The organism is Mesorhizobium sp. W050 (assembly GCF_054719535.1).
The window spans coordinates 3,345,871-3,368,896 of record NZ_JBTTIH010000001.1; the positions used below are offsets into that span (position 1 = coordinate 3,345,871).

31 protein-coding genes, 3 pseudogenes and 1 riboswitch are annotated in these 23,026 nt (G+C 64.2%); of the genes and pseudogenes, 10 read left to right on the forward strand and 24 right to left on the reverse strand.

The window, feature by feature from the left end; translation table 11 throughout:
* Positions 1-42: 42 nt before the first annotated feature.
* Positions 43-927, reverse strand: a complete 885-nt coding sequence (locus ACYG9Y_RS16285; RefSeq protein WP_023819108.1) for an NmrA family NAD(P)-binding protein — start codon at positions 925-927, stop codon at positions 43-45.
* Positions 928-1,130: 203 nt separating this feature from the next.
* Between ACYG9Y_RS16285 and ACYG9Y_RS16290 the strand changes: the two genes are divergently transcribed.
* Entirely contained in the window at positions 1,131-1,433 is a 303-nt protein-coding gene (locus ACYG9Y_RS16290) for a hypothetical protein (protein WP_023740099.1), read from the forward strand.
* A gap of 67 nt (positions 1,434-1,500) precedes the next feature.
* Here ACYG9Y_RS16290 and ACYG9Y_RS16295 read toward each other — a convergent pair whose 3' ends face one another.
* From ACYG9Y_RS16295 to ACYG9Y_RS16305, 3 genes are all read right to left on the reverse strand, one after another.
* Entirely contained in the window at positions 1,501-2,100 is a 600-nt protein-coding gene (locus ACYG9Y_RS16295; RefSeq protein WP_023740100.1) for a DUF6456 domain-containing protein, read from the reverse strand.
* A gap of 274 nt (positions 2,101-2,374) precedes the next feature.
* Complete coding sequence (locus ACYG9Y_RS16300; RefSeq protein ID WP_031253608.1) at positions 2,375-3,067, reverse strand: hypothetical protein; 693 nt, start codon at positions 3,065-3,067, stop codon at positions 2,375-2,377.
* A gap of 84 nt (positions 3,068-3,151) precedes the next feature.
* A complete protein-coding gene (locus tag ACYG9Y_RS16305) occupies positions 3,152-3,526 on the reverse strand; it encodes a hypothetical protein (RefSeq protein ID WP_023740102.1) in 375 nt (124 codons plus the stop codon).
* A gap of 80 nt (positions 3,527-3,606) precedes the next feature.
* On the opposite strand from ACYG9Y_RS16305, the gene ACYG9Y_RS16310 reads away from it, so the two are divergent.
* Entirely contained in the window at positions 3,607-4,269 is a 663-nt protein-coding gene (locus ACYG9Y_RS16310) for a LexA family transcriptional regulator (protein ID WP_023727016.1), read from the forward strand.
* Between the two features lie 172 nt (positions 4,270-4,441).
* Here ACYG9Y_RS16310 and ACYG9Y_RS16315 read toward each other — a convergent pair whose 3' ends face one another.
* The 4 genes and pseudogenes from ACYG9Y_RS16315 to ACYG9Y_RS16330 form a co-directional block, all read right to left on the reverse strand.
* Entirely contained in the window at positions 4,442-5,449 is a 1,008-nt protein-coding gene (locus ACYG9Y_RS16315; RefSeq protein WP_023740104.1) for an ABC transporter substrate-binding protein, read from the reverse strand.
* Positions 5,446-6,227, reverse strand: a pseudogene (locus ACYG9Y_RS16320) (ABC transporter ATP-binding protein). Before ACYG9Y_RS16320 ends, ACYG9Y_RS16315 begins: the two are co-directional and overlap by 4 nt.
* The gene (locus tag ACYG9Y_RS16325; RefSeq protein ID WP_031253609.1) at positions 6,224-7,066 is read right to left on the reverse strand and encodes an ABC transporter permease; all 843 of its coding nucleotides are present in this window, start codon (positions 7,064-7,066) and stop codon (positions 6,224-6,226) included. Before ACYG9Y_RS16325 ends, ACYG9Y_RS16320 begins: the two are co-directional and overlap by 4 nt.
* Positions 7,067-7,321: 255 nt before the next feature.
* Positions 7,322-7,930, reverse strand: a complete 609-nt coding sequence (locus ACYG9Y_RS16330; RefSeq protein ID WP_023730345.1) for a YkoF family thiamine/hydroxymethylpyrimidine-binding protein — start codon at positions 7,928-7,930, stop codon at positions 7,322-7,324.
* A riboswitch (TPP riboswitch) is annotated at positions 7,921-8,033 on the reverse strand. Its footprint overlaps the gene before it by 10 nt.
* A gap of 279 nt (positions 8,034-8,312) precedes the next feature.
* Here ACYG9Y_RS16330 and ACYG9Y_RS16335 point away from each other — a divergent pair.
* Both ACYG9Y_RS16335 and ACYG9Y_RS16340 read left to right on the forward strand, forming a co-directional pair.
* Positions 8,313-8,633: a GSU2403 family nucleotidyltransferase fold protein gene (locus ACYG9Y_RS16335; protein ID WP_023740109.1), complete on the forward strand. Its 321-nt coding sequence runs from the start codon at positions 8,313-8,315 to the stop codon at positions 8,631-8,633.
* Positions 8,634-8,898: 265 nt separating this feature from the next.
* The gene (locus ACYG9Y_RS16340; RefSeq protein WP_023740110.1) at positions 8,899-9,150 is read left to right on the forward strand and encodes a hypothetical protein; all 252 of its coding nucleotides are present in this window, start codon (positions 8,899-8,901) and stop codon (positions 9,148-9,150) included.
* Positions 9,151-9,309: 159 nt separating this feature from the next.
* Here the strand turns inward: ACYG9Y_RS16340 and ACYG9Y_RS16345 are convergent, their stop codons facing one another.
* From ACYG9Y_RS16345 to ACYG9Y_RS16360, 4 genes are all read right to left on the reverse strand, one after another.
* The gene (locus ACYG9Y_RS16345; protein ID WP_023740111.1) at positions 9,310-9,549 is read right to left on the reverse strand and encodes a DUF2934 domain-containing protein; all 240 of its coding nucleotides are present in this window, start codon (positions 9,547-9,549) and stop codon (positions 9,310-9,312) included.
* A 92-nt stretch (positions 9,550-9,641) separates the two neighbouring features.
* The gene (locus ACYG9Y_RS16350; protein ID WP_023670360.1) at positions 9,642-9,857 is read right to left on the reverse strand and encodes a hypothetical protein; all 216 of its coding nucleotides are present in this window, start codon (positions 9,855-9,857) and stop codon (positions 9,642-9,644) included.
* Positions 9,858-9,955: 98 nt separating this feature from the next.
* Positions 9,956-10,285 carry a DUF1236 domain-containing protein gene (locus ACYG9Y_RS16355; RefSeq protein ID WP_023670359.1) on the reverse strand — a complete coding sequence of 110 codons (330 nt, stop codon included), beginning with the start codon at positions 10,283-10,285 and terminating at the stop codon, positions 9,956-9,958.
* Positions 10,286-10,627: 342 nt separating this feature from the next.
* Positions 10,628-10,930 carry a hypothetical protein gene (locus ACYG9Y_RS16360; protein WP_023740112.1) on the reverse strand — a complete coding sequence of 101 codons (303 nt, stop codon included), beginning with the start codon at positions 10,928-10,930 and terminating at the stop codon, positions 10,628-10,630.
* 160 nt (positions 10,931-11,090) lie between these two features.
* Between ACYG9Y_RS16360 and ACYG9Y_RS16365 the strand changes: the two genes are divergently transcribed.
* Together ACYG9Y_RS16365 and ACYG9Y_RS16370 are read left to right on the forward strand one after the other, a co-directional pair.
* Positions 11,091-11,420: a hypothetical protein gene (locus tag ACYG9Y_RS16365; protein ID WP_023740113.1), complete on the forward strand. Its 330-nt coding sequence runs from the start codon at positions 11,091-11,093 to the stop codon at positions 11,418-11,420.
* Positions 11,387-11,521, forward strand: a pseudogene (locus ACYG9Y_RS16370) (PRC-barrel domain containing protein); the annotation flags it as partial. The gene ACYG9Y_RS16365 and the pseudogene ACYG9Y_RS16370, both read left to right, overlap by 34 nt.
* 301 nt (positions 11,522-11,822) lie before the next feature.
* Here ACYG9Y_RS16370 and ACYG9Y_RS16375 read toward each other — a convergent pair.
* The 3 genes from ACYG9Y_RS16375 to ACYG9Y_RS16385 all read right to left on the reverse strand — a co-directional run bounded on the left by ACYG9Y_RS16375 (position 11,823) and on the right by ACYG9Y_RS16385 (position 13,109).
* Complete coding sequence (locus tag ACYG9Y_RS16375) at positions 11,823-12,044, reverse strand: hypothetical protein (RefSeq protein ID WP_023670355.1); 222 nt, start codon at positions 12,042-12,044, stop codon at positions 11,823-11,825.
* A gap of 266 nt (positions 12,045-12,310) precedes the next feature.
* On the reverse strand, positions 12,311-12,718 hold the full coding sequence (locus tag ACYG9Y_RS16380; RefSeq protein WP_023749548.1) for a heme-copper oxidase family protein: 408 nt from the start codon (positions 12,716-12,718) through the stop codon (positions 12,311-12,313).
* Between the two features lie 154 nt (positions 12,719-12,872).
* On the reverse strand, positions 12,873-13,109 hold the full coding sequence (locus tag ACYG9Y_RS16385; protein WP_023670353.1) for a hypothetical protein: 237 nt from the start codon (positions 13,107-13,109) through the stop codon (positions 12,873-12,875).
* A gap of 233 nt (positions 13,110-13,342) precedes the next feature.
* On the opposite strand from ACYG9Y_RS16385, the gene dinB reads away from it, so the two are divergent.
* From dinB to ACYG9Y_RS16405, 4 genes are all read left to right on the forward strand, one after another.
* On the forward strand, positions 13,343-14,584 hold the full coding sequence (gene dinB, locus ACYG9Y_RS16390) for a DNA polymerase IV (protein WP_023740116.1): 1,242 nt from the start codon (positions 13,343-13,345) through the stop codon (positions 14,582-14,584).
* A 289-nt stretch (positions 14,585-14,873) separates the two neighbouring features.
* Positions 14,874-14,972, forward strand: coding sequence for a hypothetical protein (locus ACYG9Y_RS16395; protein ID WP_023670351.1), 99 nt, complete (start codon positions 14,874-14,876; stop codon positions 14,970-14,972).
* 58 nt (positions 14,973-15,030) lie between these two features.
* Positions 15,031-15,129 carry a hypothetical protein gene (locus ACYG9Y_RS16400; protein ID WP_023740117.1) on the forward strand — a complete coding sequence of 33 codons (99 nt, stop codon included), beginning with the start codon at positions 15,031-15,033 and terminating at the stop codon, positions 15,127-15,129.
* A gap of 73 nt (positions 15,130-15,202) precedes the next feature.
* Positions 15,203-15,295 carry a hypothetical protein gene (locus tag ACYG9Y_RS16405; protein ID WP_023689018.1) on the forward strand — a complete coding sequence of 31 codons (93 nt, stop codon included), beginning with the start codon at positions 15,203-15,205 and terminating at the stop codon, positions 15,293-15,295.
* Positions 15,296-15,385: 90 nt separating this feature from the next.
* Here ACYG9Y_RS16405 and ACYG9Y_RS16410 read toward each other — a convergent pair whose 3' ends face one another.
* The 9 genes and pseudogenes from ACYG9Y_RS16410 to minC all read right to left on the reverse strand — a co-directional run bounded on the left by ACYG9Y_RS16410 (position 15,386) and on the right by minC (position 22,896).
* The gene (locus tag ACYG9Y_RS16410) at positions 15,386-16,555 is read right to left on the reverse strand and encodes a hypothetical protein (RefSeq protein WP_023740118.1); all 1,170 of its coding nucleotides are present in this window, start codon (positions 16,553-16,555) and stop codon (positions 15,386-15,388) included.
* Between the two features lie 145 nt (positions 16,556-16,700).
* Positions 16,701-17,582: an EamA family transporter gene (locus ACYG9Y_RS16415; RefSeq protein ID WP_023749550.1), complete on the reverse strand. Its 882-nt coding sequence runs from the start codon at positions 17,580-17,582 to the stop codon at positions 16,701-16,703.
* A gap of 178 nt (positions 17,583-17,760) precedes the next feature.
* Complete coding sequence (locus ACYG9Y_RS16420; RefSeq protein WP_352609124.1) at positions 17,761-18,582, reverse strand: integrase core domain-containing protein; 822 nt, start codon at positions 18,580-18,582, stop codon at positions 17,761-17,763.
* Between the two features lie 301 nt (positions 18,583-18,883).
* Positions 18,884-19,465 carry a dihydrofolate reductase family protein gene (locus ACYG9Y_RS16425; RefSeq protein WP_023749399.1) on the reverse strand — a complete coding sequence of 194 codons (582 nt, stop codon included), beginning with the start codon at positions 19,463-19,465 and terminating at the stop codon, positions 18,884-18,886.
* Positions 19,466-19,630: 165 nt separating this feature from the next.
* Positions 19,631-20,167, reverse strand: a complete 537-nt coding sequence (locus tag ACYG9Y_RS16430) for an SRPBCC family protein (protein WP_023738676.1) — start codon at positions 20,165-20,167, stop codon at positions 19,631-19,633.
* Positions 20,168-20,286: 119 nt separating this feature from the next.
* Positions 20,287-20,610 (reverse strand): annotated as a pseudogene (locus ACYG9Y_RS16435) (ArsR/SmtB family transcription factor); the annotation flags it as partial.
* Between the two features lie 309 nt (positions 20,611-20,919).
* A complete protein-coding gene (gene minE / locus ACYG9Y_RS16440) occupies positions 20,920-21,192 on the reverse strand; it encodes a cell division topological specificity factor MinE (RefSeq protein ID WP_023684809.1) in 273 nt (90 codons plus the stop codon).
* Positions 21,189-22,004, reverse strand: a complete 816-nt coding sequence (minD, locus tag ACYG9Y_RS16445) for a septum site-determining protein MinD (RefSeq protein ID WP_023670342.1) — start codon at positions 22,002-22,004, stop codon at positions 21,189-21,191. Before minD ends, minE begins: the two co-directional genes overlap by 4 nt.
* Positions 22,005-22,065: 61 nt before the next feature.
* On the reverse strand, positions 22,066-22,896 hold the full coding sequence (gene minC, locus ACYG9Y_RS16450; protein ID WP_023715120.1) for a septum site-determining protein MinC: 831 nt from the start codon (positions 22,894-22,896) through the stop codon (positions 22,066-22,068).
* Positions 22,897-23,026 lie beyond the last annotated feature (130 nt).

A 23,026-nucleotide genomic window follows, 5' to 3' on the forward strand; every position in this document is an offset into this window, starting at 1 on the left:
TAGGTCGTCGAAGCGCCTGTTTCTCAACAGCAACCCTTCACTTTACGCGGCGCCCTTCAACAGGTCTTCCGGCCGGCCCTCGACGAGCGCAGCAATATAGCTTTCCAGGCTGGTCGTGCCGCGCTCCGGGTTTTCCGGCTGCATCGGCTTGTCCAGCGTGGCCCCGGTCATGCGGGCATAGGACTCGGCCGCCGCTTTGGAGAAGCCTAGTTTTTCGTAGGTTTCTGTCCAGCGCTCCCGCGGCACCGTGACCACGCGCACGTTTTTGCGCAACGCCGCACTGAAGGCTGCGGCGACATCGGCGGCGGAGTAGCGCCGAGGACCCTCGATATAGTGCGTGCCGGTCTTGTCCGCCGGCTCCAGCAGACGTCTCGCCGCAGCCTCGCCGAGATCCTGCGGCGCCACCATCGGCAGCTCGAAATCCGCCGGGAAGAAGGAGGTGATGACGCCGTCGCGCCGCGCCGTCTCCAGGGCCTGATCCCAGTTGCTCATGTAATAGGCGGCGCGGTTGATGCTTGCCGGAATGGCCTGGGCCTTCAGCTTCTGCTCGAGGCCGTAAAGGACGGTGAGATCGCCGACACCCTCGCCGGCCTGCGCGCCGTAGGTCGATTCCGCCACCAGCTTTTCGAGGCCGGAGCCCTCCAGCGCCGCCGCAATGGCGCCAACCGTCTTGCGCTCCTCGGCGTCGGTGTCGGTCGATGGATCGGCCGGCGGGTTGAGCAGAAACGCCCGCTTGCCGCGCCGCAAGACTTCACGCAGCGCCTCGACATCGAGCACATCGGCAACCGCGGCCTCCGCGCCCTGTTCAACCAACCATGCGGCCTTCGACTCGTCGCGCGTCACCACCGTGACATCCTCGCCCTGCCGCAACAGCGCCATTGCCGCCGCCGAGCCGACATGGCCGGTACCTCCAAGAATGACATGCATGGTCTCGTCCTTCCCTTGCTGATTCATGCCGGATTAATGGCTGGGGCGGCGAAGGGTTCAAAAATCGGGGGACGATGCTGACAGGAGGTGACGCTGACTTTCCCCGCAATGCACGGCGCAGGGGTCGTTCGCATCTTGCAAAATTATGGAACGAGGTCGTGCCCAGCGAGTTATATTAGCGCAACCTTGAATAGGAGGCAGCTATGAGAAAGCTCCTGCTTGCTTCGGCTATCGCTATCACTGCGGCGGCGGCGATGATCGCCCCGGCGAATGCCGGCGGGCGCGTCGTGATCGGCAACGGCTACTATGACGATGACTACAATGACAGCTATGGCGACTATTACGATCGCTATGCTCCTCGCCCCTACTACCAGTATGATGCCTACGATAACGGCTTCAGGTACCACAGGTATCACAGGCACCATCGCCATTGCCGCATAGAGTTGGTCAAGCACTGGCGCCATCATCACAGGATCGTCGAGGAAATTCGCGTTTGCGAACGGTGATCCGATAGGGTGAAACCGGTTCGGCCGGCATCTGCCGGCCGGCCGCTTCACTACGCGGCTGCCGGCCTTATCGCGGCTTCCGCATCAGCATCATCCCGTAATCCACGGCCAAAAGGTCGAGCCCGACCTTCAACAGCTTCACCACCACATCTCGTCCCTCGCCGGTGCGTTCGGCGAGCGCCTTCACCGACTGGCCTTCGAGGCAGATTTTGCGAACCACCTCCGCCACTTCCCAGTGGGCCATGGCGGCGATGGCATGGGTGTGGGCGCGGCCGGCGTTGAGCACGCGGTCGGAGATGCCGCCATTGATGCGGCCGCCGTCAATGCGCTCTTCCCACGGCATCGGCCGCAGCCCGTCACGCGAGGCGCGCTCGAAATCGTCGCGAAACCGCTGGCCGGCCTCACGCTGCTGGCGGGTCAGCGAGGTGATGCCGACCAGCGGATCGACATTGCGCACCCGCACGATGCCGCCGGTCGCGGTGTAGCCGTCATTGGAGACCTCGTAGACGCGCCGCGCCTCTTCGGTGCCGACGCTCAACCGCTTGCGGCCGAAGCGATCGTCCTTCAGCGCGAAATCATGGCCGATCTCGCGGCGGATGCGCACCTGCTCGGCTTCGCCTATGGGGAGTTTTGGTGGCTGCCGTTTCTGCGCGGTTTTTTTGCTCATCGGGGGATCCTTGTGGGATTGGGTTGTTGAGCCGGAAGGTTGGCGTTCCTTCGCGCCCCCCTCTGCCCTGCCGGGCATCTCCCCCACGAGGGGGGAGATTGGCAGCTTTGGTCATGTCGCTGACTTGCAACGCCGGCGATCGGCAAATGCCGTGGTGACATCCGATCTCCCCCCTTGAGGGGGAGATGGCCGGCAGGCCAGAGGGGGGCGCTGTCCCGCCGACCTTTCGATCATTGGTGATGTCGTTCCCGAGGCGAGAACCGAGCCTGGCCGCTCACACCACCTCCACCACCGGCCGATGAAACCTCGCCTGATGATATTCGCAGTAACTCTTCAGCGCCCTTGTGCGCAGGCCGCAGCACAGCATCTCGGACCCCGGCCGGCTGCCGGGAGCATCGTTGTCGGGGTCTTCCTCCAGCGTCATGTCGAGCGGCGCGCGGCAGCGGTTGAACAGGCAGTCGATGAAGCGCATGGCGGCGACATGCGGCTGGCGCCCGAGCGAGGCAGGGCGCGGCGCCGGCACATTGAAGCGGTAGATTTCGCCGTCCACCACCAGCCGTCCTTCGGCCGGGGTGGAGCGCGCCGGACGGGCTGGCAACAAAGGCCTGGCCGGCGTGTGTCTGGCTTGCCTGGCGACCGGTGTGGCCGGTGCGGCCTGCTTCGAAACTGCAGGCCACCTTACCGGCTTGCTCGGCTGAACCGGCAGAATCTTCCCTGCCGTGTTCTCGTTTGCCGCAGTCTTCCCCGTCGCATTCTTCCTCGGTCGGCCGCCGGACCTGCCGCCTCTGGGGTTGGCGAAGCCGATGGTCTTCAACGCGCTGTTGCGGTGGACGATGCCGATGATGGCATTGCGCGAGACCGGACTGCCGCGCAGCGCCGTGAAGCGGACGGCGATCCCTGTGGCCGACAGGCCATCCCCCAGCCAGACGGCGATCTCCTGCAATTCGGTCTCGGTATAGGCAGTCATGTCGGTATCCATTGATTGCGCGCGCAAAGGCGGAGCGCCGGCCCGAGGCCTACGGGAAAAAATCAGAGCGGATGGTCGGTGCGGTCAGCCGATACTGGCGGCCGGCAGCGCGCTGGCGAGATGCCGCAAGGCGGCTTCGGCGGCCGCTTTGGTGAGGGCGGAAACCGCCCTGCCCGTCAGCCGGTCGAACAGGATGACGGTGCCGTCTTCCGTGCGGATGCAGGAGATGCCCTGCCCGCCGGAGACAGCCCTTGGCGCACCGGCGGCGCCATGGGCCGAAGAGGTGGCCGGAGCCGGGAGAGGAGCGGCTCCGGCCGTTCCGGTCGATCGGGGGGACGACGGTTCGACCGGATCCGGGGCAAGAGCCCCGGTTTGCGTCCGGACCGGGGAGGAGGACAGCCCGGACGATGGGAGAAAGCTGACGATGTCTGCGGAAACGCTTGCGGTTTGTTCGATCATGCGCTAAGCGTACGATATGTACGAAACGTACGCAAGCGAAATCGTACATATTGGACGATAAATTTCAGGCAATTTGTACGATGCAGGAACCGAGGCACAGATTGCAGCAGGCGCGGGCGGAGGCGGGTTATGCCTCGCCGAGCGACGCGGCGCGGGCATTGCGCGACATCAACAAGAACACGCTGATCAGTCACGAGAATGGTAACCGGCCGCTGTCGCGCAAGGCGGCGGAGAAATACGGCCGCCTGTTCGGCGTCGATCCCGGCTGGCTCTTGTTCAACGGTGACGGCGGCAGCCTTGCGGGGGGCCATTTCGGCTTTGACGAGTCGGGCCGGCAGATCCCGATGCCGTCGCTGGCCACCGTCGATGTGCCCATCGTCTCATGGATCAGCGCCGGCGAACTCGGCAGCCAGGATACGGTGGTCAATCTCAGCGACTATCCGACCATCCCCACCACCGATCTGGAGCAGGGCCAATGGATTGCTCTGCGCGTCGACGGCCCGTCGATGAACAAGATCTCGCCACCGGATTCGATCATCTTCGTCAACCTCAGGGACAAGCGGCTGGTGACCAATGGCTGCTACGTCATTTCGGACGAATCCGGCCAGGCCACCTACAAGCGTTACCGCCCCAACGAGAACCCGCCCTTCCAGCCGGCCTCCTACATGGACATCCCGCCGCCGGCGCTGGAAGGCGCCATCACCATCATCGGCCGGGTGAAGCGCTCGATGATCGATATGTGAGGGAGAAGGCGGTGAGGCGCAATCTCCCCCCTCGAAGGGGAGATGGCCGGCAGGCCAGAGGGGGTCGCCGCGCGTAAGGCGCTGACGTCCTCTGTCCGCGATAGGAAGTCGCGTCAGGACGTACCCACCCCCTCTGTCGCCTTCGGCGACATCTCCCCCTCGAGGGGGGAGATTACGCGCCCAAAAACTCGTTCGTAAAATACCCCCCGAAATCCGGCTTCTCCTTCAGAACCTTGCCATCGCCATCGAGCAATATGCCGGCCCTGAAGAGGTAGGTTCCGATCGCCTCGATCTTGGCCCTGGCGATGGTGCCGATGACGCCGTCCTGGCTGCGCAAGAAGTGTCCGTCGACCAGCATTTTCAGCGAAGCGTGGATCAGCGCCGGGTCGGTCAGCGCATCCCTGTTGGAAGCGATCAGCAGATCGCCGGCTTCCTGCGGGTGATCGCAGGCAAATTGGTAGCCGCGCCGCGTTGCCTCGACTAAGGCCGATGCGGCCTTCGGGTTTGCCTGGAGATATGCATTGCTGGAGGCGATCAAGGTGGTGTGCTCGTCGGGCACGCCGTAGTCGGCGTAGCGGAAGCCGCGCTGCCTGACGCCTCTCAACTCGGCAGCGACGCCTTCCCAGGTCGAGACCTCCAGCGTGAAGTCGACCGAGCCGTTGGCCAGCGCCTCATAGGCCGAGGTGCCTAATGTCACCGTCTCGAAAACGCCCTTGCCGCCATCGTGGCGGATGATGGTCGAGATCAGCGTGTTTTCCCAGGCGCTGCCGAAGCCGCCATAGGTCAGACCGTCAAGGTTTTTCGGGCCTTTAATCTCACTACGGTCCGCGTTGAAGACCAGCTGTCCGGTCTCCTGCTGGACCACGGCGTAGACCGCCTTGAGATCGGCGCCGGCAGCCCGCTGGGTGAACAGGCCGACGCCGGCAATGCCGAAATCGGCGATGCGGTTGGCGACCAGCGTGCCGGCGCCGGTATCGCCATAGGGCAGGATCTCAACATCGAGCCCAGCCTCGCCGTAAAACCCTTTGTCGCGGGCAACGAACAGGCCGACATGGTTGGTGTTGACCGTCCAGTCGAGCGCGACGGTGATTTTTTGCGTAGCCGCATGAGCGCGAGAGGCCAGCGGCAATCCGGCGGCCAGCGTCAGCAGCAAAGCCTGCCGGCGTGTGAATTCGGTCATGAAAAACTCCTTTGAGCGGTCTGCGGAAACAAGCCCCGGTCAGTCCCGGGATTGAGCAGCGTGTCGAGGATGTCGGCTTCGAGCGCGGCGGCCTGGCGCGCGGCATCGCCGCCGGTGGTGCGCGGGCGCGGCAGCGGCACGGCAATCTCGCCGATGATGCGGGCCGGCCGCGCCGACATCAGATAGATTCGATCCGAGAGGTAGACGGCTTCGCGCACGTCATGGGTGATCAGCAGCGCGGTCCAGCGGTGGCGCTGCCACATGCCTTCCAGCCAGCGCTGCACACCCGCGCGGGTCAGTGCATCCAGCGCGCCAAAGGGCTCGTCGAGCAGCAGCATGTCGCGCTGCTGCACCACGGTGCGCAAAAGCGCCGCGCGCTGGCGCATGCCGCCGGAAAGTTCCGCCGGCAGGCGCGCTCAAAGCCGGCAAGGCCGAACTCGGCAAACAGCGGCGCGACGTGCTCGCGTGCCGCCTTGCGGCCAAGACCCTGAACTTCCAGCCCCAGCGTCACATTGTCGATGACGCGCCGCCACGGCATCAGCGCGTCGCGCTGCGGCATGAAGGCGAAGGGGCTGCCCTGCAATGGCGCGCCGTCGAAGCGCATGTCGCCCTCACCTTTCAGCGCGCCGGTCAGCAACTGGAACAGCGTCGACTTGCCGGCGCCGGAAGGGCCGAGGATGGAGACGAACTCGCCGGCCGCGACATGAAGCGAAATGCCGGCGAGCACCTCAAGCGCGCCGAAGTTCTTCCTGATGTCCCGGAGTTCGAGCCGCGTCATTGACGGTTCTCTTCTGCAGCTTCAACCTTGCCGTCGCGGCTTTCGCTCCCCGCATTCTCCCAAGGCATGGCGAAACGCTGGACGAGCACGACAATGCCGAACAGGATCAGCGTGAGCGCGGCGCTGACGGCGACGGCAGCGAGCACCAGATCGGGCCGAAAGTTGTTCTTGGCATTGAGCATGTAGATGCCCAGCCCCTTCGCCGCCCCCGCATATTCGGCGAAGATCGCGCCGACCACGGCGTAGGTGACGGAGATGCGCAGCCCGGCGAAGAAATAGGGCAGCGCCGAAGGCAGGCGCGCCAGCCAGAAGATACGCCAGCGCCCTGCCCCCATGGCGGCGAGCATCTGCGAAATCTCCTTGCTGGTCGCAGCAAAACCTTCGACCAGCGCGACCATCATCGGGAAGAAGGTGACGAGCGCCACAAGCAGGATTTTTGGCATCAGCCCGAAGCCGAACCACAGCACGATGAGCGGCGCGATCGCGACCAGCGGCAAGGTCTGGCTGACGATCAGCAGCGGAAACAGCGCGCGGCGCAGCGGGGCCAAGAAATCGACCAGCGCCGAAAGCACGAAGGCAGCGACCAACGAGCAGGCGAAGCCGGCTGATGTGGCGCGGACGGTGGGCATGGTGTTGTCGGCGAGTGCGGCGCGATGCTCCCAGGCCTGCTGCAGCACGCGCGACGGCGGCGGCAGCATGATGGGGGCAGCGCCGCCATAGCGGGCGTAGAGTTCCCAGGCCGCGAGGAGCAAGGCGAAGGCGATGGCGGCAGGGATGGTCTTGGCGATGGCTGCGGCTAATCTCCCCCCTCGAGGGAGAGATGTCGCCGAAGGCGACAGAGGGGGTCGTCTCGCATAGGGCGCCCACGCCTTGCCGATGCAAAAAGGGCGTCGGCGCTCCACGCGGTGGGACCCGCTCTGGCCTGCCGGCCATCTCCCGCTCAAGGGGGGAGATTCGTGGGCATCGCGGTCTTCGCCAATCGCCAATGGCTCCCCTCCTCTTTGTGCTGAGGGGTCAGAGGCATCTCCTCCACGCAATGGGTCAGATAAACCAGCCACGGCAACATCCTCGAGGAACGACGCTTGAGCCGCGGCTCAGACCCCGCTCGGGCTGTTCGCCGAAATCGTGATGTCGAGGGTGACGTGGCCGGCGCCGGGGCCGAAGCGGCAGAAGGCCTCGTTGAGCGTGGCAAACACCGCACCGGCATCGCCGCGCAGTTTGGTGCAGAAGTTCTTTGAGCGTTCAAAGACGCCGGACTGTTTCAGGAAATCGATGCAGCCATAGATCTCGTCCATATGGTCGCCTGTGCCCATCACATAGAGCGAGAACTGCGCCGCCACCGGCTGGCCGGTCGACGGCGTGGCCTGGACAGCGCGGATCGCGGCGATCTTGCGCTCGTCCAGCGGAATGGCGGGGCCGCCGGTCTCGTCGGAGCGGCAGATCGGATCGTCGGGCTCGCCCGGACAGCCGCGCGAGACCGCTGCCGAAAGCACGCAGTGCTTGCCGCTTCTGGCCGCCGCGACGAACAGGTCGCGCATGGCGGGAAACAGCACCTCGGGCGGCCCGACCATAAGCGTCGAGATGTCGTCGGTTTCGATCCGCAGCCGGTCGCGCCACGGATCGAGCGCGCCGAGCGCGCCAAGGATGACGCCGACGAAATCGTCGGTCATGGGATAAAGGGAAATCTGTGCGCCTGAAAACATCGCCCGCCTCGCTCCGCTGGTATTATCCAGATCAGCTTTAGGGTCCGAAGGCTTGCCGCCCTCATCTCAGCCCCGACCATACGGAGCACCCCTGTGGATGAGCGGGTTAAAGCATTGTTCGCGACATTGGGGAAGCCGTTTGTTGAAGGCACTGCGGCAAAGTGTTTTGGGCCAGACGGGCCGGGCGCCCGGGCGTTCAGAGCGACTCGTCAGTTCGTTGCGTTATGAGATTTCCACGAATTTCTTATAACTGCGTTGAAATTCAAGCTGATAAACGTAATTACAAGAAAACGGCAGAGCCTCCGCGCAGCCCTTACGGTTTCTGCATTTCCTTATCCGCGACCCCATCCGAACTGTGCTGCTGCGTCGCTAGGGCTTGCCTGTGCTGGTCCCCTCGCCCCAGCGCTACGCCATCCACAAGCTGATCGTCGCCTCGCGACTCGGGCCGAGCGCTGGGGCCAAGCGGGAGAAGGATCTCCATCAAGCGCGCCTGCTGACCCAAGCGCTCGAAGCCACGCGTCGCCAGGACGACCTTGCCTTCGCCTTCATGGACGCGTGGGACAAGGGCGAAAACTGGCGCGAGACGATCCGGCGCGGCCTGAACCTGTTCGACGCCGACACGAGGGAAACAGTCAACACCATCCTGGGAAAATCCCTCCGCGAAATTGGTGCGAGTCCTGAAGGATTCACGATGCGTGATTAGCTGAAGCGACCGCTGCTATATTCATTGTCATCGTCCCAACTGTACGAAATTGGCTTGACGCTCGTTCGTACATAAAGTACGATATCTCTTTTCGCAGAGAGGAATGTCCTTGAGCACAGCGAACCATGTTGCCTTCGCCGATCTCTCTCGTCCTTTGCTGTCACCCCCGTCATTGCCGCCGCCCTTGTTGCCGCCGCCTTTATTGCCGCCCCCTTTGTTGCCCTTGTCATTCGATCAGTGCGAACGCCTCGCCGGGGCCTGGCGAATGGCCAGCCAGGACATCGCCGACGACATCCGCTTCATCCGCCAATATCTGAAAGTCGTTGCCGAGAAGGACGAGAGGCTGTCGACCGGCACCCTTGTTCACAGCCGCGCCTATGTCGAGGCCTGCGCCGGCTGGCTGCCACAGACTGTAGCGCGCTATCTGCGCCACCTGCGCCAGATCACCGAATGCGAACTGGCCATGACAGCTGCCGGGATTCGCTTTGCGCTGTCGAGTTATGCCTGGGAGGCATGAGGGCGCCTGTCGCCAAACACAAGGAATTGCGCTGCCCGTCGCAGGCGCAATTCGTCAGGTTGAGAGGCTCGGGCGCGCCTGAACGGCGGGCGCCAAGGATGGCCCGGCCAGCTAATTCCGGCCTTGCTTTATTTCGACTGGCCTTGTTTCAACTTGGCCTTATTTCGATTTGGCTTTGCCGGACTTTGCGGCGGCAGGCTTCGCTGCCTTTGACTTGGCGGCTGCCTTGGCGGGCTTGGCGTCAGCTTTCTTCGCCGCCTTTTTTGGCTTGGCGACCGCGCCATCGACTTCAGCCGTGGCCTGCTCCCAGTGTTCCTGATGCGCGCCTTCAGGCCGGCCGGCCTTTTCCCAAATCTCGTGCGCGCGCTGGCGAATGCGGTCCTGTTTGTCGTCCGTCACTTAAGCCTCCGTGGTTGGGTCCGGTCGGTTGGTCCAGATTCCACGAAAACATTAGCCGAAAATTCGGCCGGCGTCTTGAGTGACGAGACATCTCAGCGCGGGTCGGAAATCACCGCAACGCCGAGCAGCGCCGCTTTCTTGACGATCAGCCCCGCGAGGTCGGCATCCGAACGATCGGTGCCGGTGCGCTCCCGCAGGAGCGCGATCGCTTCCTTCATCGATAACAGCGCCGTGTTGCGCTCGGCCAGCAACTTGTCGCAACACGCCGCAACATTGGCGGAGTTCGGGGTCTCGACATGCGGCAACATGGCAATTCTCCTTTCATCATGTTCGTCATTCGGCCCTGCCGCCCTTTTGGGAAGAACGACAGGGCCGTATCACCGATGAATGGTTAGGTTGTCGAGCGTTACTCGACCACCTCGACAATCCTGCGCGTGCTGGGGTCGACCAACACGGTATGGTTGTCGACGACGGCGTATCTGTACTGAACGTCGGGAACCTCCTGCAGCTCGACAGTGTCAGGCAAGGCAGTGCCGACATTCAATTCGACGCCGAGCAGATTGACCGAGGCAAGCGGATGTTTCTTTACGTACTGGTGCACGACCGTGCGCTGTTCCGGGGTGATGATCACCTGCTGCTGTGCCGGCTGCGTGACGATGACCTCGTCGGCGGCGGCAATGCCGATACCAGCGATCATGGCGAGCCCGGCGACGGCGGGAATAAGGATGGTTTTCATCTTCGTCTCCTGTCGTTGTTGGCGAGCTCCGCCGTGTTCCCGCATGAGGCGAAAACAGCGCAGATCGAGGTGGCGGGCTCCTGGAGGCAAACGCAGCCGGTACGGTCTTGTTCCGCAAGCGGAGACTAAATTGATCGGCTTCCCGGTCATGCCAGCAGAACCCGCACCCGCAAGATTCGCATTGAAGCACAATCCCTCAGGAGACCTTCGACGTGGACGATGCACGGCTCCAAATTCCGGTGGCGATCGCGGCCGGCGCCGGCATTGATCCGGTGACCGCGTCGCCCGGCCAAGACCGGAACCTACCGCCTTCGTGCCACGCCGTGAAGTTTCAAGCAAAGGTCATTGCTTCGGCGGCTGCGCAGGCACCTCGCCAGGCTTGATCACCGGCGTCTTGCCCTGGTCCGGCGGCGGCTGCGTCATACCCTGGTCACCACTGGGCGGCGGCTGCAGCACGCCGCCGCAGGGACCGAGCGTGCTGGTCGATTCGCCACCGCCATTGGCGACCGGCGGCTCCCGAGCATCGTCCTGAGGCTGCGCCTGGCAAGGCGCGGCAGGGCCGTTCCGGTCGCCATTGTCCTGCGCAGCCGCCGGGTCGGCCAGCGCCAAGAGCAGCACGCATGGGATGAGGGGGAAAGTCTTCATGGTCCAGCTCCTCTGGATTCATCTCCTTGGCAAAACAGACTAGTCCTTGGCAAAGCAGACTGGCGGCAATTGGTTCCACGGAGATGGAGTGGTTGCCGGAACCTGACAGCCGGAAGTGAGTTCCACCTTCTCGACGCAAAGCCGCCCAGAGGAGGCAATCATGGAAGAACGAAACAGAAAACCCAATGACGAGGTCGAGGCGCCACCGAGCAAAAACGATGCCCGCGACACGATCGCCAATGACGAGGTGGAGGCGCCGACGCCGCGCCGGCAGGATTGGGATGCGCTGCGTGGCGCAACGGTCCTGCCCGACGGAGCAGATGAGGAAAGCCTGCCGGACACCACCGGAGTCGAGAAGGAAGGCGAACTGCCCGAGGAGGATGACGACAACCCCTACCAGGACAGTGACGATGCCTTGCCCGACGACGCCGAGGAAGCCGCCATTGGTCACGACCTGGCGAGGCGCGGCGGCCCGTTCGACGAGGTGTAAGGGCAGCGACCGCGGACTTTCGAGAGGTTTCCCGGGACGTCCACGCCGTCACCAGTTGGACCAAGGATGAGCTGAAGGCGATGCCGGAGCATCGCGATTGATATTTCGAAGGATCCGGCTGGTCTGATCCTTCGTTTAAGGCGCCTTGGCGGTTTGGTTAAATTTAGCCCTTGTGGTCAAGGGCCGGCGGCGACGCAATCTCGGCACGTTCGACAGCCGCGAGGCAGCCGAGAAGCACGAACGCGAAGCCCAATATCTCAAGCGCCGTCGAGGCCGCTCGCCTGAAATCTTCAAAGTGCGCAAGATATCCCCGCCGCGGGCGGCGCAGACACGCTCCAGCATCGCAACGCTGCGAACCGGGCCATCGCCCGCCGGCACTTGAGTGCCGACGGGCTCTGACCTTCAGTTCGACCCGGGATCGCCGAGCGCCTCGGTGACGAAGGACGCCGCGATCAGGTCGTCGGCGTCGAGGCGTAGGGAGCCTTCGACACCCCCCATGATGGCCGCGACCTTCTGGAAGGTCTGCATCTCGTGTTCAGTAACGCTGGCGTCTCGCATCCTGGCTTTCAGATCGGCGATGCGTCGGCCCAGTGAGGCCGACGTTCCGATTTCTCTGTTCGACATGGTGGCCTGCTCCTCCCCCAACCCATGCTGTGGACGTACTCAAGTCTGCCTATATATAAGGCAGCGCGAATACAGTCGCCGCAACGCGCGATATCTGGGAAGGTTCCGGCGCCAAATAGTCACGAAATAATACGTGGTGGGACTCGGGTATGTTAAGCGCCGACGCGGCGATAGACACCGCAGCCAGCGGCTGCGGCCATCGGCCTGGCCAACCCGTGTCGCGGGTCGCGAATGCGGGTCGGACTTTGATCGCCGCGCGCGAACAGTCAGCGAGAGGCCGGAACCACGCCGGACACCGAGCGCGCCGTTTCGGGCGAAAACACCACGAAAGCAAAAACCAGAACGGCAGCGGCGATAATGACCGAGCCGCCGGCGACGATCGGTTCAAGCGCCGGGTTTCCCTGCAGCATCACATACAGCGCCGGCAGCATGATCACCAGGCCGAGTGTGTAGAGCCCGTAGTGGATCATGGCGATGCGACGCGCCGCCTTTTGCGGATTGAGCGCGTAGTAGCCGCCGAAGATGGCGCTCGTCACCCAACCGAGCAGATTGATATGCGCGTGCGCCGGAAAAGCGGCGTGGTCACCAGAGATCGCCATCTGCAGGCCGGCCGCAATCCCCAACATCAGGAACAAGATGGCAGTTTTGAAAAAGAGTTCTGAAACCCTCGGCATGTCATTTCTCCCCCTATGCGGTCTGCGACCGCTTGCGACCTGGAGAATACACCCACGCGGAGAACTTTTCCACGCCCCGGTTATGGGGCCATGCCTGCACAGCTTTTTGCACGCTGTTCGACTTTTCTGGCTGCCACAACCCGGCGCCGCCGCGCTACGGCGTCAGCAAGATGTCGGCGCCCGCTCGCTCGTCGAACACCACCGCGCAGCCGCGCCCCAGCGCCACTGCCGACAGCGCGTTGGCCACCGTCTCGTCCGGCGATACGAAATCACCGGTCAGCACTCGCAACTCCTCCACCGCCCTGGCCATTGACACGCAGTGCCCGGCAACGCGATCGCTCGTGCAGGCGTCAATGACGCTGACGAGGTCGATCATCTCGAACTGGCCCATACCGGCCTCCAAAAAAACAGCGTCCCGTCGCGGATATGAACGCCGAGGCGAGAGGCAATGTTCCGCAGGTCCGATGCCCAGGCGGAGCACTCGACAGCCCGACCTGGAACGGGCCGGCCGGCGACAACCGCTTCGCTTGACAATAGGCCCTGTTTGTTCTCTATTTGTTCGGCAAAAACGCCTCTCACAACAGACGCGGCTAATGCTGCAACGCCGCAAAGGGAACGGTCGGGATGGAGCCCACCATCCTGCATGCGGATCTCGACGCCTTCTACGCCTCGGTCGAGCAGCTGCTCGACCCGGCGCTCAGGGGCAAGCCGATCGCCGTCGGCGGCGGCGTCGTGCTTGCCGCTTCCTACGAAGCCAGGGCTTTCGGCGTGCGCGGCGGCATGCCCGGACGACGCGCGCGCGAGCTTTGCCCCGGACTGATCTTCGTCGGCGGCCATTTCGCCGACTATCAGCGGCTGGGCGACGCCGCCATCAAGGTGCTCGACGATTTCACGCCGCTGGTCGAGCGGATTTCCATCGATGAAGCCTTTGCCGACGTCGCCGGCTGCACGCATCTGTTCGGGCCGCCGGCCGAGATCGCCGCCACGGTGCGTCAGCGCGTCCGGGCAGAGCTCGGCCTGCCGATCTCGATCGGCGTGGCGCGCACCAAGCATCTGGCCAAGATCGCCTCGCAGGTGGCCAAGCCCGACGGGCTGGTGGTGGTCGATCCGGACACCGAACTTGCCTTCCTGCATGATCTGCCGGTCGGGCTGATGTGGGGCGTCGGCCCGGCGACCAGAGCGCGGCTGGCCGAGATCGGCATCGAGACCATCGGCCAGTTGGCAAAGACGCATGGTGGGGCGCTGCGAAGATTGCTCGGGCCCGCCGCCGGCGAAAAGCTGGCGTCGCTGGCATGGAACCGCGACCCGCGAAAGCTCGAAACCCACAGGCGGTCGCATTCCGCCGGCGCGCAGTCGGCGCTTGGCAGACGGCCGGCCGAGGCGCGTATCTTCGGACCCGTCCTGCTGCATCTGGCAGACCGGGTCGCCAGCCGGCTCAGGGCGAAATCACGGCCCGGGCGCACGGTGACGGTGCGCGTGCGTTTCGCCGATCTGCGCGCGGTCACACGCTCGCTGACGCTCGATCAGCCGATTTCGGCAACCGCGATGCTGGCCGAAATCGCCGAGGAGCTGGTGCGCGGCGTGCTGGCCGCCAACCCTCGAGAGAAGACCATCTCGCTGCTGGCGGTCTCGGTGTCGCAGATGGAAGAAAGTGCCGAGCTGCAGCTGGAGCTGCCGCTCGGGCTTGCCGATGAAAAGCAGCGGCCCGGCAGCAGGCAAGGCCTAGCGCGCTTTGGCGCCGACCGCGCCATCGACAAGATCCGCCAGCGCTTTGGCAGAGAGGCTGTCGGCTATGGCGCCGTGGCGCTGGAAGCCCGGCGCTCGGTTCCCGATGCCTTCCGCGAACTGGCGGAAAAGGAGCTTTGAGGACCGCCGCGACGGCCAGGCCAATGCTTACGCGGCACCCGAAGATAGCGCTGCATTTCCGGTCTGCCTGAGCAGGCCGACCAGCCAGGCCAGACCCGCCGCAGTTTCGGACATTTTTCGCACCGCAACCCGGCCACGCCATGCACGCCCAAGAACAACGCTTTGTCGATGAAGGTGGACTTGCAGTTAGTGCATCGGGACCAAGAAAACCCGGGACGGGACGACGGCGCCGCGAAGGTTGACAGTGCCGATCCGTCTGGCATTATCGCGTAAGGTTGGAGGATTCACTATGAAGAAAACCTATTCGAAGCCTGTTCTGGTCAAAAAAGGCAAGCTTTCGCAGGTTACGGCGCTCGCCAATGGAGCGGGTTCCGGCCCGATCGAGTGAAGTCGTTGAGTCGGCTGTCGCCTGATCTGGCGGCCTCGCCTGACACTGGAGATGCGGCATGAAGAAGACCTATTCGAAGCCGGCGCTGGTCAAGAAGGGCAAGCTCTCGCAGGTTACAGCCGACAATGGTAACGGCTCCGGGCCGGTCGCCGTCTAGCAGCCGATTATCCGACGCCTCGTGCCGTCTGGCCGGGAACAGGGCTTTGGGTGCCCGACGTGGAGAGTGGAAAATGAGGAAGACCTATTCCAAGCCAGTGCTGGTAAAAAAGGGCAAGCTCTCGCAGATCACCGCGAACGGCGCTTCTGCTCCTATTCCGGGCTAAACTCGTTCCCCGGTAGATCGAGATCCTCCTGGCAGAGTCGGGCGGCTTGATCGTTTCCGGAGCATGATCTCCCGCAGGCGGCGGGACCGTTCAGCGCACAACCACCAGATCGTCGAGCACGAGCTGCCAATAGTGGCTCGTGGAGAGGCGCACGCGCGTCACCGCCGCCAGCATCGGCGCATAGTGGACGGGCGCCAGTGCCGACAGGACGATCGTGTCGCTGGCGATCAGCCGGTCGCCAAGCCAGCTCTCGACCAGTGCGGTTTCGCCTTCGGACTTCAACCATGCCGCTGTCAGCATCACGGAATGGAACCCGAACGGTTTGTCGCTCGAGAATTCGGCCGGGTGTCCGCTGCTCGTATAGCAGACATGGTCTCCCGAGATATTGCCGTTGACGTAGCCTTCGCTGCCTTCGGTATGATCGCGCGCCAGTGCGTTCAGGTTGAACCAGGTCAACCCGGCATAACCGGACGGCACCTTGCGCAGGCCGCGCGTCGTGACATCGTCGAAACCGATGGCCTGCAAGGACGCGGCGCTGTCGACAGCCGCGTTCTCGGGCGACAGCAGGCCGAGCTCGGTCGGGTAGGCGGACAAGGCCAGTCGTCGTTCCATGCCATCGCCGGTGACTTCGATCGCGTCGGCGTCATCGGGCAGATCGAGACGGAAGCCATCACTTAGCGGATGCACTGCCACCTCTTGCCCTTTCGCCATCACCGAGATGCTCGCCGAAGCACCGTCCGCTACGCGGCCGCTGAGCCGGCGTATCGCAAACAGGCCGACCGGCTGCAGCATTGCTTCCGAGGCCAGCCCGGTGGGCGAGCCCGGCAGCGGCCGGAGGTGCTGCGACTGGACCTCGTTGGCGCTGCTCGCGCGCCAGCCGGGCGGAACCGACACGGTGAAGCGGTAGCTGCCCGGCACATGGATGGGCGCGGCGCGACGTTTCGTCGACGCCAGGAAATTGGCAAAGCCGCCGCGATTGCTCCGCGCCGCGGCGACGAAGCGGCCGTCGCCATCATGCAGTCTGACCATGATGCCGGCCATCGGGCGGTCGCCGAGCCCGTAGCGGCCGTCGCGATCGGCATCGAAATAGACAAAGGACGAATGATTGAGCTTGCCGTGGTTGCCCGACCAGTCGCGGCGCACGGCGTAGTCGTTGGCCGGATCTTCACGAAGCCGGGCTCTGCGACGAGACCGCGCCAGCCGCCAGGCGAGAGCCGCAACGACAGCAGCGAACCCGACAAGGAGTATTGCCTTGATCACGGACGGCTCAAGCAATGCTGTCGGCCCTGCTCATCTGGATCTCCTGCGCATACATCGATCCATATATCGATGCTGCAGGCGCTTGAGCAACCGGACACGGGACCGGCGGACCACGGCATCGGCGTCACATATCCATTTCAGGCAACTATTCCGGCGACGGTACCGGCGGCTTCGTCGTCAGCGCCGCGCCGAAGGCGGCGACGACCACGGCGGCGATGCCCGCGCATTGCAGCGGGCTCAGGATTTCGTGCAGGAACAGGAAGCCGGCCAGCGCGCCCAGCGCCGGCTCCAGACAAGTCAGCGTGCCGTAGAGCCTGGCCGGCATCCGGGTCAGCGCCACCATCTCCAGCCAGAACGGCAAGGCGCTGGAGAACAGCCCGACCAGCAGCGCGCTGACCAGGATCGCGGGTGCGATCAGGCCGGTACCCGCCTCGGCGAGGCCGAACGGCAGGCCGACGGCAGCGGCAATGACCAGCCCGTAAGCCGTGGTCTGGCTGCCAAGCTCCGCGCCGGCCTTTTGTGCAAAGACGATGTAGAGCGCCCAGCAGCCGCCGGCGGCCAGCGCCAGCATCACGCCGACCGGGTCGAGTGAACTGCCGGAGTGGATGAAGGGCGACAACAGCAATATGCCGGCAACGGCCAGCACCACCCAGACGAAGTCGGTGGCGCGCCGCGACGACAGCGTCGCCACGAGCAGCGGGCCGGAGAATTCGAGCGCCACCGCGACGCCGAGCGGAATTCTGGCGAGCGCTGCGTAAAACAAAAGGTTCAGCGCCGCGAGGTTGACGCCATAGGCGATGAGCCAGGGCAGCACGGCGCGCGACGGCCGCACCCGCCACGGCCTCAGCACCGCCGCCAGCATCAGCGCGCCCACGACCAGCCGCAGCGCCGTGGTGCCGTTGGCGCCAATCAGTGGAAACACGCCCTTGGCGAAGGTGGCGCCGATCTGGATCGACACCATTGCGCCAAGCAACGCGCCGATCGGCAAGGCCTTCGCTTCAGCTACGGCAATCGGCGTCGACGTCAATTCCAGTCCCCCCCGCGGTGCGCCGCAGCGTTGGCCCGAGATATGGATAATAGGCCTGGCTGTCGTGTGGCACGGGCAGACTGTTGATGGGGCAAGACGTGGAAGGCGAACGCCGACGTGTCCAGCCGATAGATGGGTAACACTTTGAACCGGATACATAGGTGACACTTCTCTCCCCCTATGCGTCCGCCGCAGCGCCAAGCGGATTGGTTGGCGCGGCGCTGCGGCGGACAAGCTTCATGTGCCGTGTGTCGATGAAGCCGAGCGGGTGGGCATGGAATGAGAGTGTCCATTGTCCGTCTTCGGTCTCCAACGCAGCGACCGGTTCGCCCGCCAGCGCTTGCGAGACATATATGAAGCCGCCATTCCATCGGATCTCGCCATTGTGGCGCACGCGGCGGACCGAGGCCTCGGCCGGATAGACGGGCTCGGGTGGTGTCCTGGGCATGGCGCGCTGTGAGGACCGGTAGTGCTGGGCGGGCGTATCCATGCCCAGCGCCTCATGGGGACGTTCCTCATTGTAGCTGTGGCGGAAGGTCTCGAAGGCCTGGCCCTGTGCCGTTCGGTCGGCTTCCGGTGCCTCGGCCATCGGCAGCATGGTCAGGTGAAAGCGCTCGTGACGTCCGTTCTGCTGTGGCCTGCCGGGTGCGATCCGCTCCAGCGTGATGCCAAGCTTGATGAAGCGCACGAGGAACTCGGGAGCCGTGCGCCTGAGCCGTGCCACGATCTTCTTTGGACCCCAAAGCGGATGCAGCTCCTTGGCCGCCACAATCCGCTCAACCAGATCCTGAGCTGTCGCCCGGCCATGATTGAGCGGGGCTCGCGGCAGGTCGTGCAAACCCTCAGGCCCAAACGTCCGATAGCGTCCTAGCCATTTGTAGCCGTTCTTGCGTGAGATCCCGTAGGCCGCACAAAGCGCAACCATCGTCTCATCCCCAGAAAGACACTCCACAACAAACCGTAGCCGCTCGTCCATGATGCCAGTCTCTCGCCAAACCATCGCCGGTCCTCCGGCGGACAAGAAAACTGTCACCCATGCTATCGGTCCATTCTGTTACCTATCTATCCGGTTCGGACAGACGCATTTCCTCTCCCCCGTCGATCGGGGGAGAGGTGTCGAGCGTAGCTCGACGGAGTGGGGGTCGACCGTTCATCCGCCTGATTGCCTGCTTGCAGGCGTTTCGCGCTCGCTTCCGTCGCTCCTGTTTTGCGGCGACCGTGGGTTTCATGACCGCCTTCCCCCACTCCGTCGCCGCTTCGCGGCGCCACCTCTCCCCCCTCCGGAGGGAGAGGAAAAGAAGCTAGCTCGCCAGCCCATACACCAGGCTCACACGTCCATCCGAAAGCGCCTCGGCCTTGCGCAGTTCCAGTCCGTGCCGGGCGTGCACCATGCCGAACAGCGCCTTGCCGTCGCCGGCGAGCAGCGGATAGACGATCAGCCGCATTTCATCGACCAGGCCGGCTTCGATCAGGCTGGCGGTGATGCGGGCGCCGCCCATGAGGTAGATGTTCTTGCCGGGCTCGCGCTTCAGCGCCGCGACGTCGTCGAGGCGGCGCAGGAAGCGCGTCGAGGCCCAGGCTGACGTCGTCATGGTGTTCGACAACACATAGTGCGGTGTCTTGGCGGCAAAGCGCGCCCATTCGAGTTCGGCCGGGTCGACCAGTCTGCCGGTCATCGGCAATGGCTGGTCCGGCTCGTTCTGTTGGATCGCGCTCCAGTAGCGCTCATAGCCGGCATACATGACGCCGCCGAGCAGGCAGGCGTCGATCTCAGGCATCAGGCCATATTCCTCCGACCAGTTGTCGACCCAGTCGGCAAAACCTTCGGGGCCTTCCATCTTGCCGTCGATGGAGATCTTCATTCCGGTGATCAATTTACGCATGACTTCCTCCTTCGGGCTTGCGGGATGCAAGCACGTTGCCTGGTTTCACTTCCGATGACGCGCCGCGGTGTCTGGCGAAGGCGCGTGTTTCGCCGACCCTTGCGCCGGCATCCGGCGCAAGGGATCGATGGTGCCCGGTTGGACCGGGCGATGCGTTAGGTCAGGTCAGGCCGGCAGGCGCCGATCGTATTCCGCCACGATACGGCTAAAGCTGTCCCAGAACGGTTCGGGCTTCTCGGCCGCCACGCGGGCAACCAGGAGGTCGAGATGCACGTGCCAGCCTGCAGCATGCATCATCAGGCTCGAGCGGTCTGGCAGGCGGCGGTGGACCAGGGTGAGCAAGACGTCGTCGCCGCGCTGCGCCAATTCGAACGTGACATTGCCGCTGCCGTTCCAGGTGATGGTGAGCTTGAGCGGCGGGTCGCACTCGACGATCTGGTTGTGCATCCGCTGCTCGCCGCCACTGAAGCTGGCCGGCCTGTCGCCGGGCGGGTCGGTCAGTTCGTCGTTGCGCCAGACCAGCTCGAAGGAAGAGCCTTCCTCCATCTCCATGTCGCCGGCCGCCAGCCATTGGCGGCGCAGATCGCTCTGCGTCAGATATTCCCAGACGCGCTCCCTGGTTCCGGGTAAAAGCCGTTCGACCCTCAACGTGGCCGGCTGGATCAGCTGGGCGTAGCCGTCGAAGCTGTTCATCTGGTTCATCGGTCGTCTCCCTCGGATGATGTTGGCCTGGATGTGTCTGGCTTGGGTGATTCCGGCTTGGATCGTTCTGGATTTGCCGGTGCCGGCGTTGACGGCGTTGTCGACGTTTTGCGCCCCGCCTCCTCGCGCAAAAGCTGTTCGAGGACATCGAGGCGGCTGTTCCAGAAACGCGCGTATTGGCCGAGCCACTGATAGGCGGTGGCCAGCGGGCGGGCCTCGAGGCGGCAGACATGGGTGCGGCCGCGCACTTCACGCCGGATCAGCCCGGCATGCTCCAGCGCCTTGATGTGCTTGGAGGCGGCGGCCAGCGACATGGCAAAGGGCTGTGCCAACTCGCTCACCGTACGCTCGCCGCCGGCGAGGTGGTTAAGCATGTTCCGGCGCGTGGCGTCGCCGAGGGCGTGAAAAACCTGGTCCATCTGGGGCGTCTCTAATTCAACCATGTAGTTGAATATAGAGGCGAGATTTTAGATAGTCAACTGGTTGGTTGAATGTTTTTTGGAGAGACGGAAAAGGCCGGCTAACGGCGATGGTTGGCGAAGCCGAAGAGGCGCGCAATCTCCCCCCTCGTGGGGGAGATGTCCGGCAGGACAGAGGGGGGCGCGAAGGATCGCTACGTTCGACAAGTCGTGTCGGCTAGGACCGACTTCGGCCCAAGCCGTTGCCAAACAATCGACAGGCCAGCGGGACAGTGCCCCCCTCTGGCCTGCCGGCCATCTCCCCCACAAGGGGGGAGATCAGCAGCTTCAATCTCACCCCGCCATCGCCAGCGGCACCGCGCTCTTGTTGGGGATCTGGATGTCGATCTCCAGCGTCGACATGGTCTCGCCGCGGTCCATCGAAACTTGCAGATAATCCTGGTCGATCTGCACATGCTTGGCGATCACCGCCATGATCTCTTCGCGCAGGATGGAGACGAGATCGGGCTGGCTGCGGTTGCGGCGCTCATAGGCAAGCAGCACTTGCAGCCGTTCGCGCGCCACCGGCGCGCTGGTGCGCCGCTTGAAGATGTCGAGCAGGTTCATGCCGCCCTCCTTCCCAAAAGACGATCGAGGAAGCCCTTGCGCTCGAAGGGCACGATGACCGGCAGCTGTTCGCCCTCGAGCCGCTTGGCCGCGTCGATGTAAGCCTTGGCAGCGGCGTTCAGCGGCTCCGACAGCGTCACCGGCGAACCGAGGTTGGAGGCGCGCAGCACATCCTGGCTTTCCGGAATGATGCCGAGCAGCGGCACCGACAGTATCTCCAGCACATCGTCGATCGACAGCATTTCACCGCGCGCGGCGCGTCCCGCATCGTAGCGTGTGACCAGCACATGCTTGGCGATCTGCTCGCCCTCCTCGGCGCGCAAGGTGCGGGAATCGAGCAGGCCGATGATGCGGTCGGAATCGCGCACCGACGACACTTCCGGATTGGTGACGATGACCGCCTCGTCGGCAAAGCGCATGGCGAGCTGCGCGCCGCGCTCGATGCCGGCCGGGCTGTCGCAGAAGACATAGTCGAAGACCGAGCGCAGCTTGCCGATGACCTCGGCCACGCCCTCCTCGGTCAGCGCATCCTTGTCGCGCGTCTGCGAGGCCGGCAGCAGGAACAGCGTCTCGACCCGCTTGTCGCGGATCAGCGCCTGCGACAGCTTTGCCGAGCCCTGGATGACGTTGACGAGGTCGAACACGACGCGCCGTTCGGCGCCCATGATCAAATCGAGGTTTCGCAGGCCGACGTCGAAATCGACCAGCGCCACCTTCTTGCCGGTCTTGGCGACCGCCGCCCCCAGAGCCGCGGTCGAGGTCGTCTTGCCGACGCCCCCCTTGCCCGAGGTGACCACCACTACCTTGCCCATCAATAAAGCCTCCGTTGTTGTTCGTTATATCGTTGGTCGGGCGCGAGCAGCGCCTGCCGCATTAGCTGAAAGGGGCGATGCGCAGCATGCCGTTGTCGAGAAAGGCCTGCACAGGCTTGCCCCGGACTGACGGGTCCATCTCCTCGGCGGTGCAATACCAGCCATCCACCGACAGAAGCTCGGCTTCGTTCCTGCGGCAGAAGACACGCGCCGCCGTGTTGCCTTGAGCGCCCGCCGAAGCGCGGCCGCGCAGCGTGCCATAGACATGGATGGAACCGGTGGCGACGATCTCGGAGCCGGAGGCGACCGAACCCAGCACGATGACATCGCCATGCGGATGGAAGATCAGCTGCCCCGAACGGATCGGCGAGCGGATCATCAACGTGCCGGCGTCCGGCGCGGCAATTTTGGCGTCTTTCGGCTGTGCCTTGGCATCGCTCGCCGGTTTCAAGTCGCCCGCCTTCAAATCGCCGGCCTCTGCCTTGATGTCACCGGCCGCCTTCGTATCGCCTGCCGGCGTGGCGTCATCCGCCCTGCCCGCCTTGCGGCTCGGCTGCAGCAGACCGTCGGTGGTCGCCTCCTTGGCGCCGACCAGCACCGGCGGCAGATGCGCGCCAAGCTCGGCGCCGCCATCAAGCTCGATGGCATAGATGCGGATGCCGCGCTGGCCGAGCAAATCGACCAGCGCTTCGATGGCCACGACATCGGGCTTCAGCACATTCAGGTCGAGCACCACCGGGCGCCCGGCAAAATAGCCCGGCGAGTTGCCGACCCAGCGATCGAGGCTCTCCAGCCAGACATCCAAAGGCGCCTCCGGCGTCAGCGTGAACGCGACGAAGGAGCGGGCGCGAAAGCGAATGGATTTGGCCTCGAGGGGAGCGGCAAAGGTCACGGCGGGCGATTCCTTACTGAGAGGTAAACGCTAGCCGTGGTATGGTTAATGAAAGGTTAATGAACTGAATAACCGCATGGCAGATCGGACGCCAATTGGCGACACAGACCGCGACATTCACGAAACTAAG

Excerpts from the sequence above, each read along its gene's own strand:
- ACYG9Y_RS16355 (WP_023670359.1), bottom strand. The coding sequence starts at position 10,285 with ATGAAAACCATCCTTATTCCCGCCGTCGCCGGGCTCGCCATGATCGCT.
- ACYG9Y_RS16285 (WP_023819108.1), bottom strand. The coding sequence starts at position 927 with ATGCATGTCATTCTTGGAGGTACCGGCCATGTCGGCTCGGCGGCGGCA.
- ACYG9Y_RS16365 (WP_023740113.1), top strand. The coding sequence starts at position 11,091 with ATGGAAGAACGAAACAGAAAACCCAATGACGAGGTCGAGGCGCCACCG.
- ACYG9Y_RS16405 (WP_023689018.1), top strand. The coding sequence starts at position 15,203 with ATGAGGAAGACCTATTCCAAGCCAGTGCTGGTAAAAAAGGGCAAGCTC.
- ACYG9Y_RS16300 (WP_031253608.1), bottom strand. The coding sequence starts at position 3,067 with ATGACTGCCTATACCGAGACCGAATTGCAGGAGATCGCCGTCTGGCTG.
- ACYG9Y_RS16315 (WP_023740104.1), bottom strand. The coding sequence starts at position 5,449 with ATGACCGAATTCACACGCCGGCAGGCTTTGCTGCTGACGCTGGCCGCC.
- ACYG9Y_RS16350 (WP_023670360.1), bottom strand. The coding sequence starts at position 9,857 with ATGTTGCCGCATGTCGAGACCCCGAACTCCGCCAATGTTGCGGCGTGT.
- dinB (WP_023740116.1), top strand. The coding sequence starts at position 13,343 with ATGGAGCCCACCATCCTGCATGCGGATCTCGACGCCTTCTACGCCTCG.
- ACYG9Y_RS16395 (WP_023670351.1), top strand. The coding sequence starts at position 14,874 with ATGAAGAAAACCTATTCGAAGCCTGTTCTGGTCAAAAAAGGCAAGCTT.
- ACYG9Y_RS16305 (WP_023740102.1), bottom strand. The coding sequence starts at position 3,526 with ATGATCGAACAAACCGCAAGCGTTTCCGCAGACATCGTCAGCTTTCTC.
- ACYG9Y_RS16425 (WP_023749399.1), bottom strand. The coding sequence starts at position 19,465 with ATGCGTAAATTGATCACCGGAATGAAGATCTCCATCGACGGCAAGATG.
- ACYG9Y_RS16430 (WP_023738676.1), bottom strand. The coding sequence starts at position 20,167 with ATGAACCAGATGAACAGCTTCGACGGCTACGCCCAGCTGATCCAGCCG.
- ACYG9Y_RS16400 (WP_023740117.1), top strand. The coding sequence starts at position 15,031 with ATGAAGAAGACCTATTCGAAGCCGGCGCTGGTCAAGAAGGGCAAGCTC.
- minE (WP_023684809.1), bottom strand. The coding sequence starts at position 21,192 with ATGAACCTGCTCGACATCTTCAAGCGGCGCACCAGCGCGCCGGTGGCG.
- ACYG9Y_RS16360 (WP_023740112.1), bottom strand. The coding sequence starts at position 10,930 with ATGAAGACTTTCCCCCTCATCCCATGCGTGCTGCTCTTGGCGCTGGCC.
- ACYG9Y_RS16420 (WP_352609124.1), bottom strand. The coding sequence starts at position 18,582 with ATGGTTTGGCGAGAGACTGGCATCATGGACGAGCGGCTACGGTTTGTT.
- ACYG9Y_RS16385 (WP_023670353.1), bottom strand. The coding sequence starts at position 13,109 with ATGGGCCAGTTCGAGATGATCGACCTCGTCAGCGTCATTGACGCCTGC.
- ACYG9Y_RS16380 (WP_023749548.1), bottom strand. The coding sequence starts at position 12,718 with ATGCCGAGGGTTTCAGAACTCTTTTTCAAAACTGCCATCTTGTTCCTG.
- ACYG9Y_RS16375 (WP_023670355.1), bottom strand. The coding sequence starts at position 12,044 with ATGTCGAACAGAGAAATCGGAACGTCGGCCTCACTGGGCCGACGCATC.
- ACYG9Y_RS16290 (WP_023740099.1), top strand. The coding sequence starts at position 1,131 with ATGAGAAAGCTCCTGCTTGCTTCGGCTATCGCTATCACTGCGGCGGCG.
- ACYG9Y_RS16340 (WP_023740110.1), top strand. The coding sequence starts at position 8,899 with ATGGCCAGCCAGGACATCGCCGACGACATCCGCTTCATCCGCCAATAT.
- ACYG9Y_RS16310 (WP_023727016.1), top strand. The coding sequence starts at position 3,607 with ATGCAGGAACCGAGGCACAGATTGCAGCAGGCGCGGGCGGAGGCGGGT.
- minD (WP_023670342.1), bottom strand. The coding sequence starts at position 22,004 with ATGGGCAAGGTAGTGGTGGTCACCTCGGGCAAGGGGGGCGTCGGCAAG.
- ACYG9Y_RS16295 (WP_023740100.1), bottom strand. The coding sequence starts at position 2,100 with ATGAGCAAAAAAACCGCGCAGAAACGGCAGCCACCAAAACTCCCCATA.
- ACYG9Y_RS16330 (WP_023730345.1), bottom strand. The coding sequence starts at position 7,930 with ATGTTTTCAGGCGCACAGATTTCCCTTTATCCCATGACCGACGATTTC.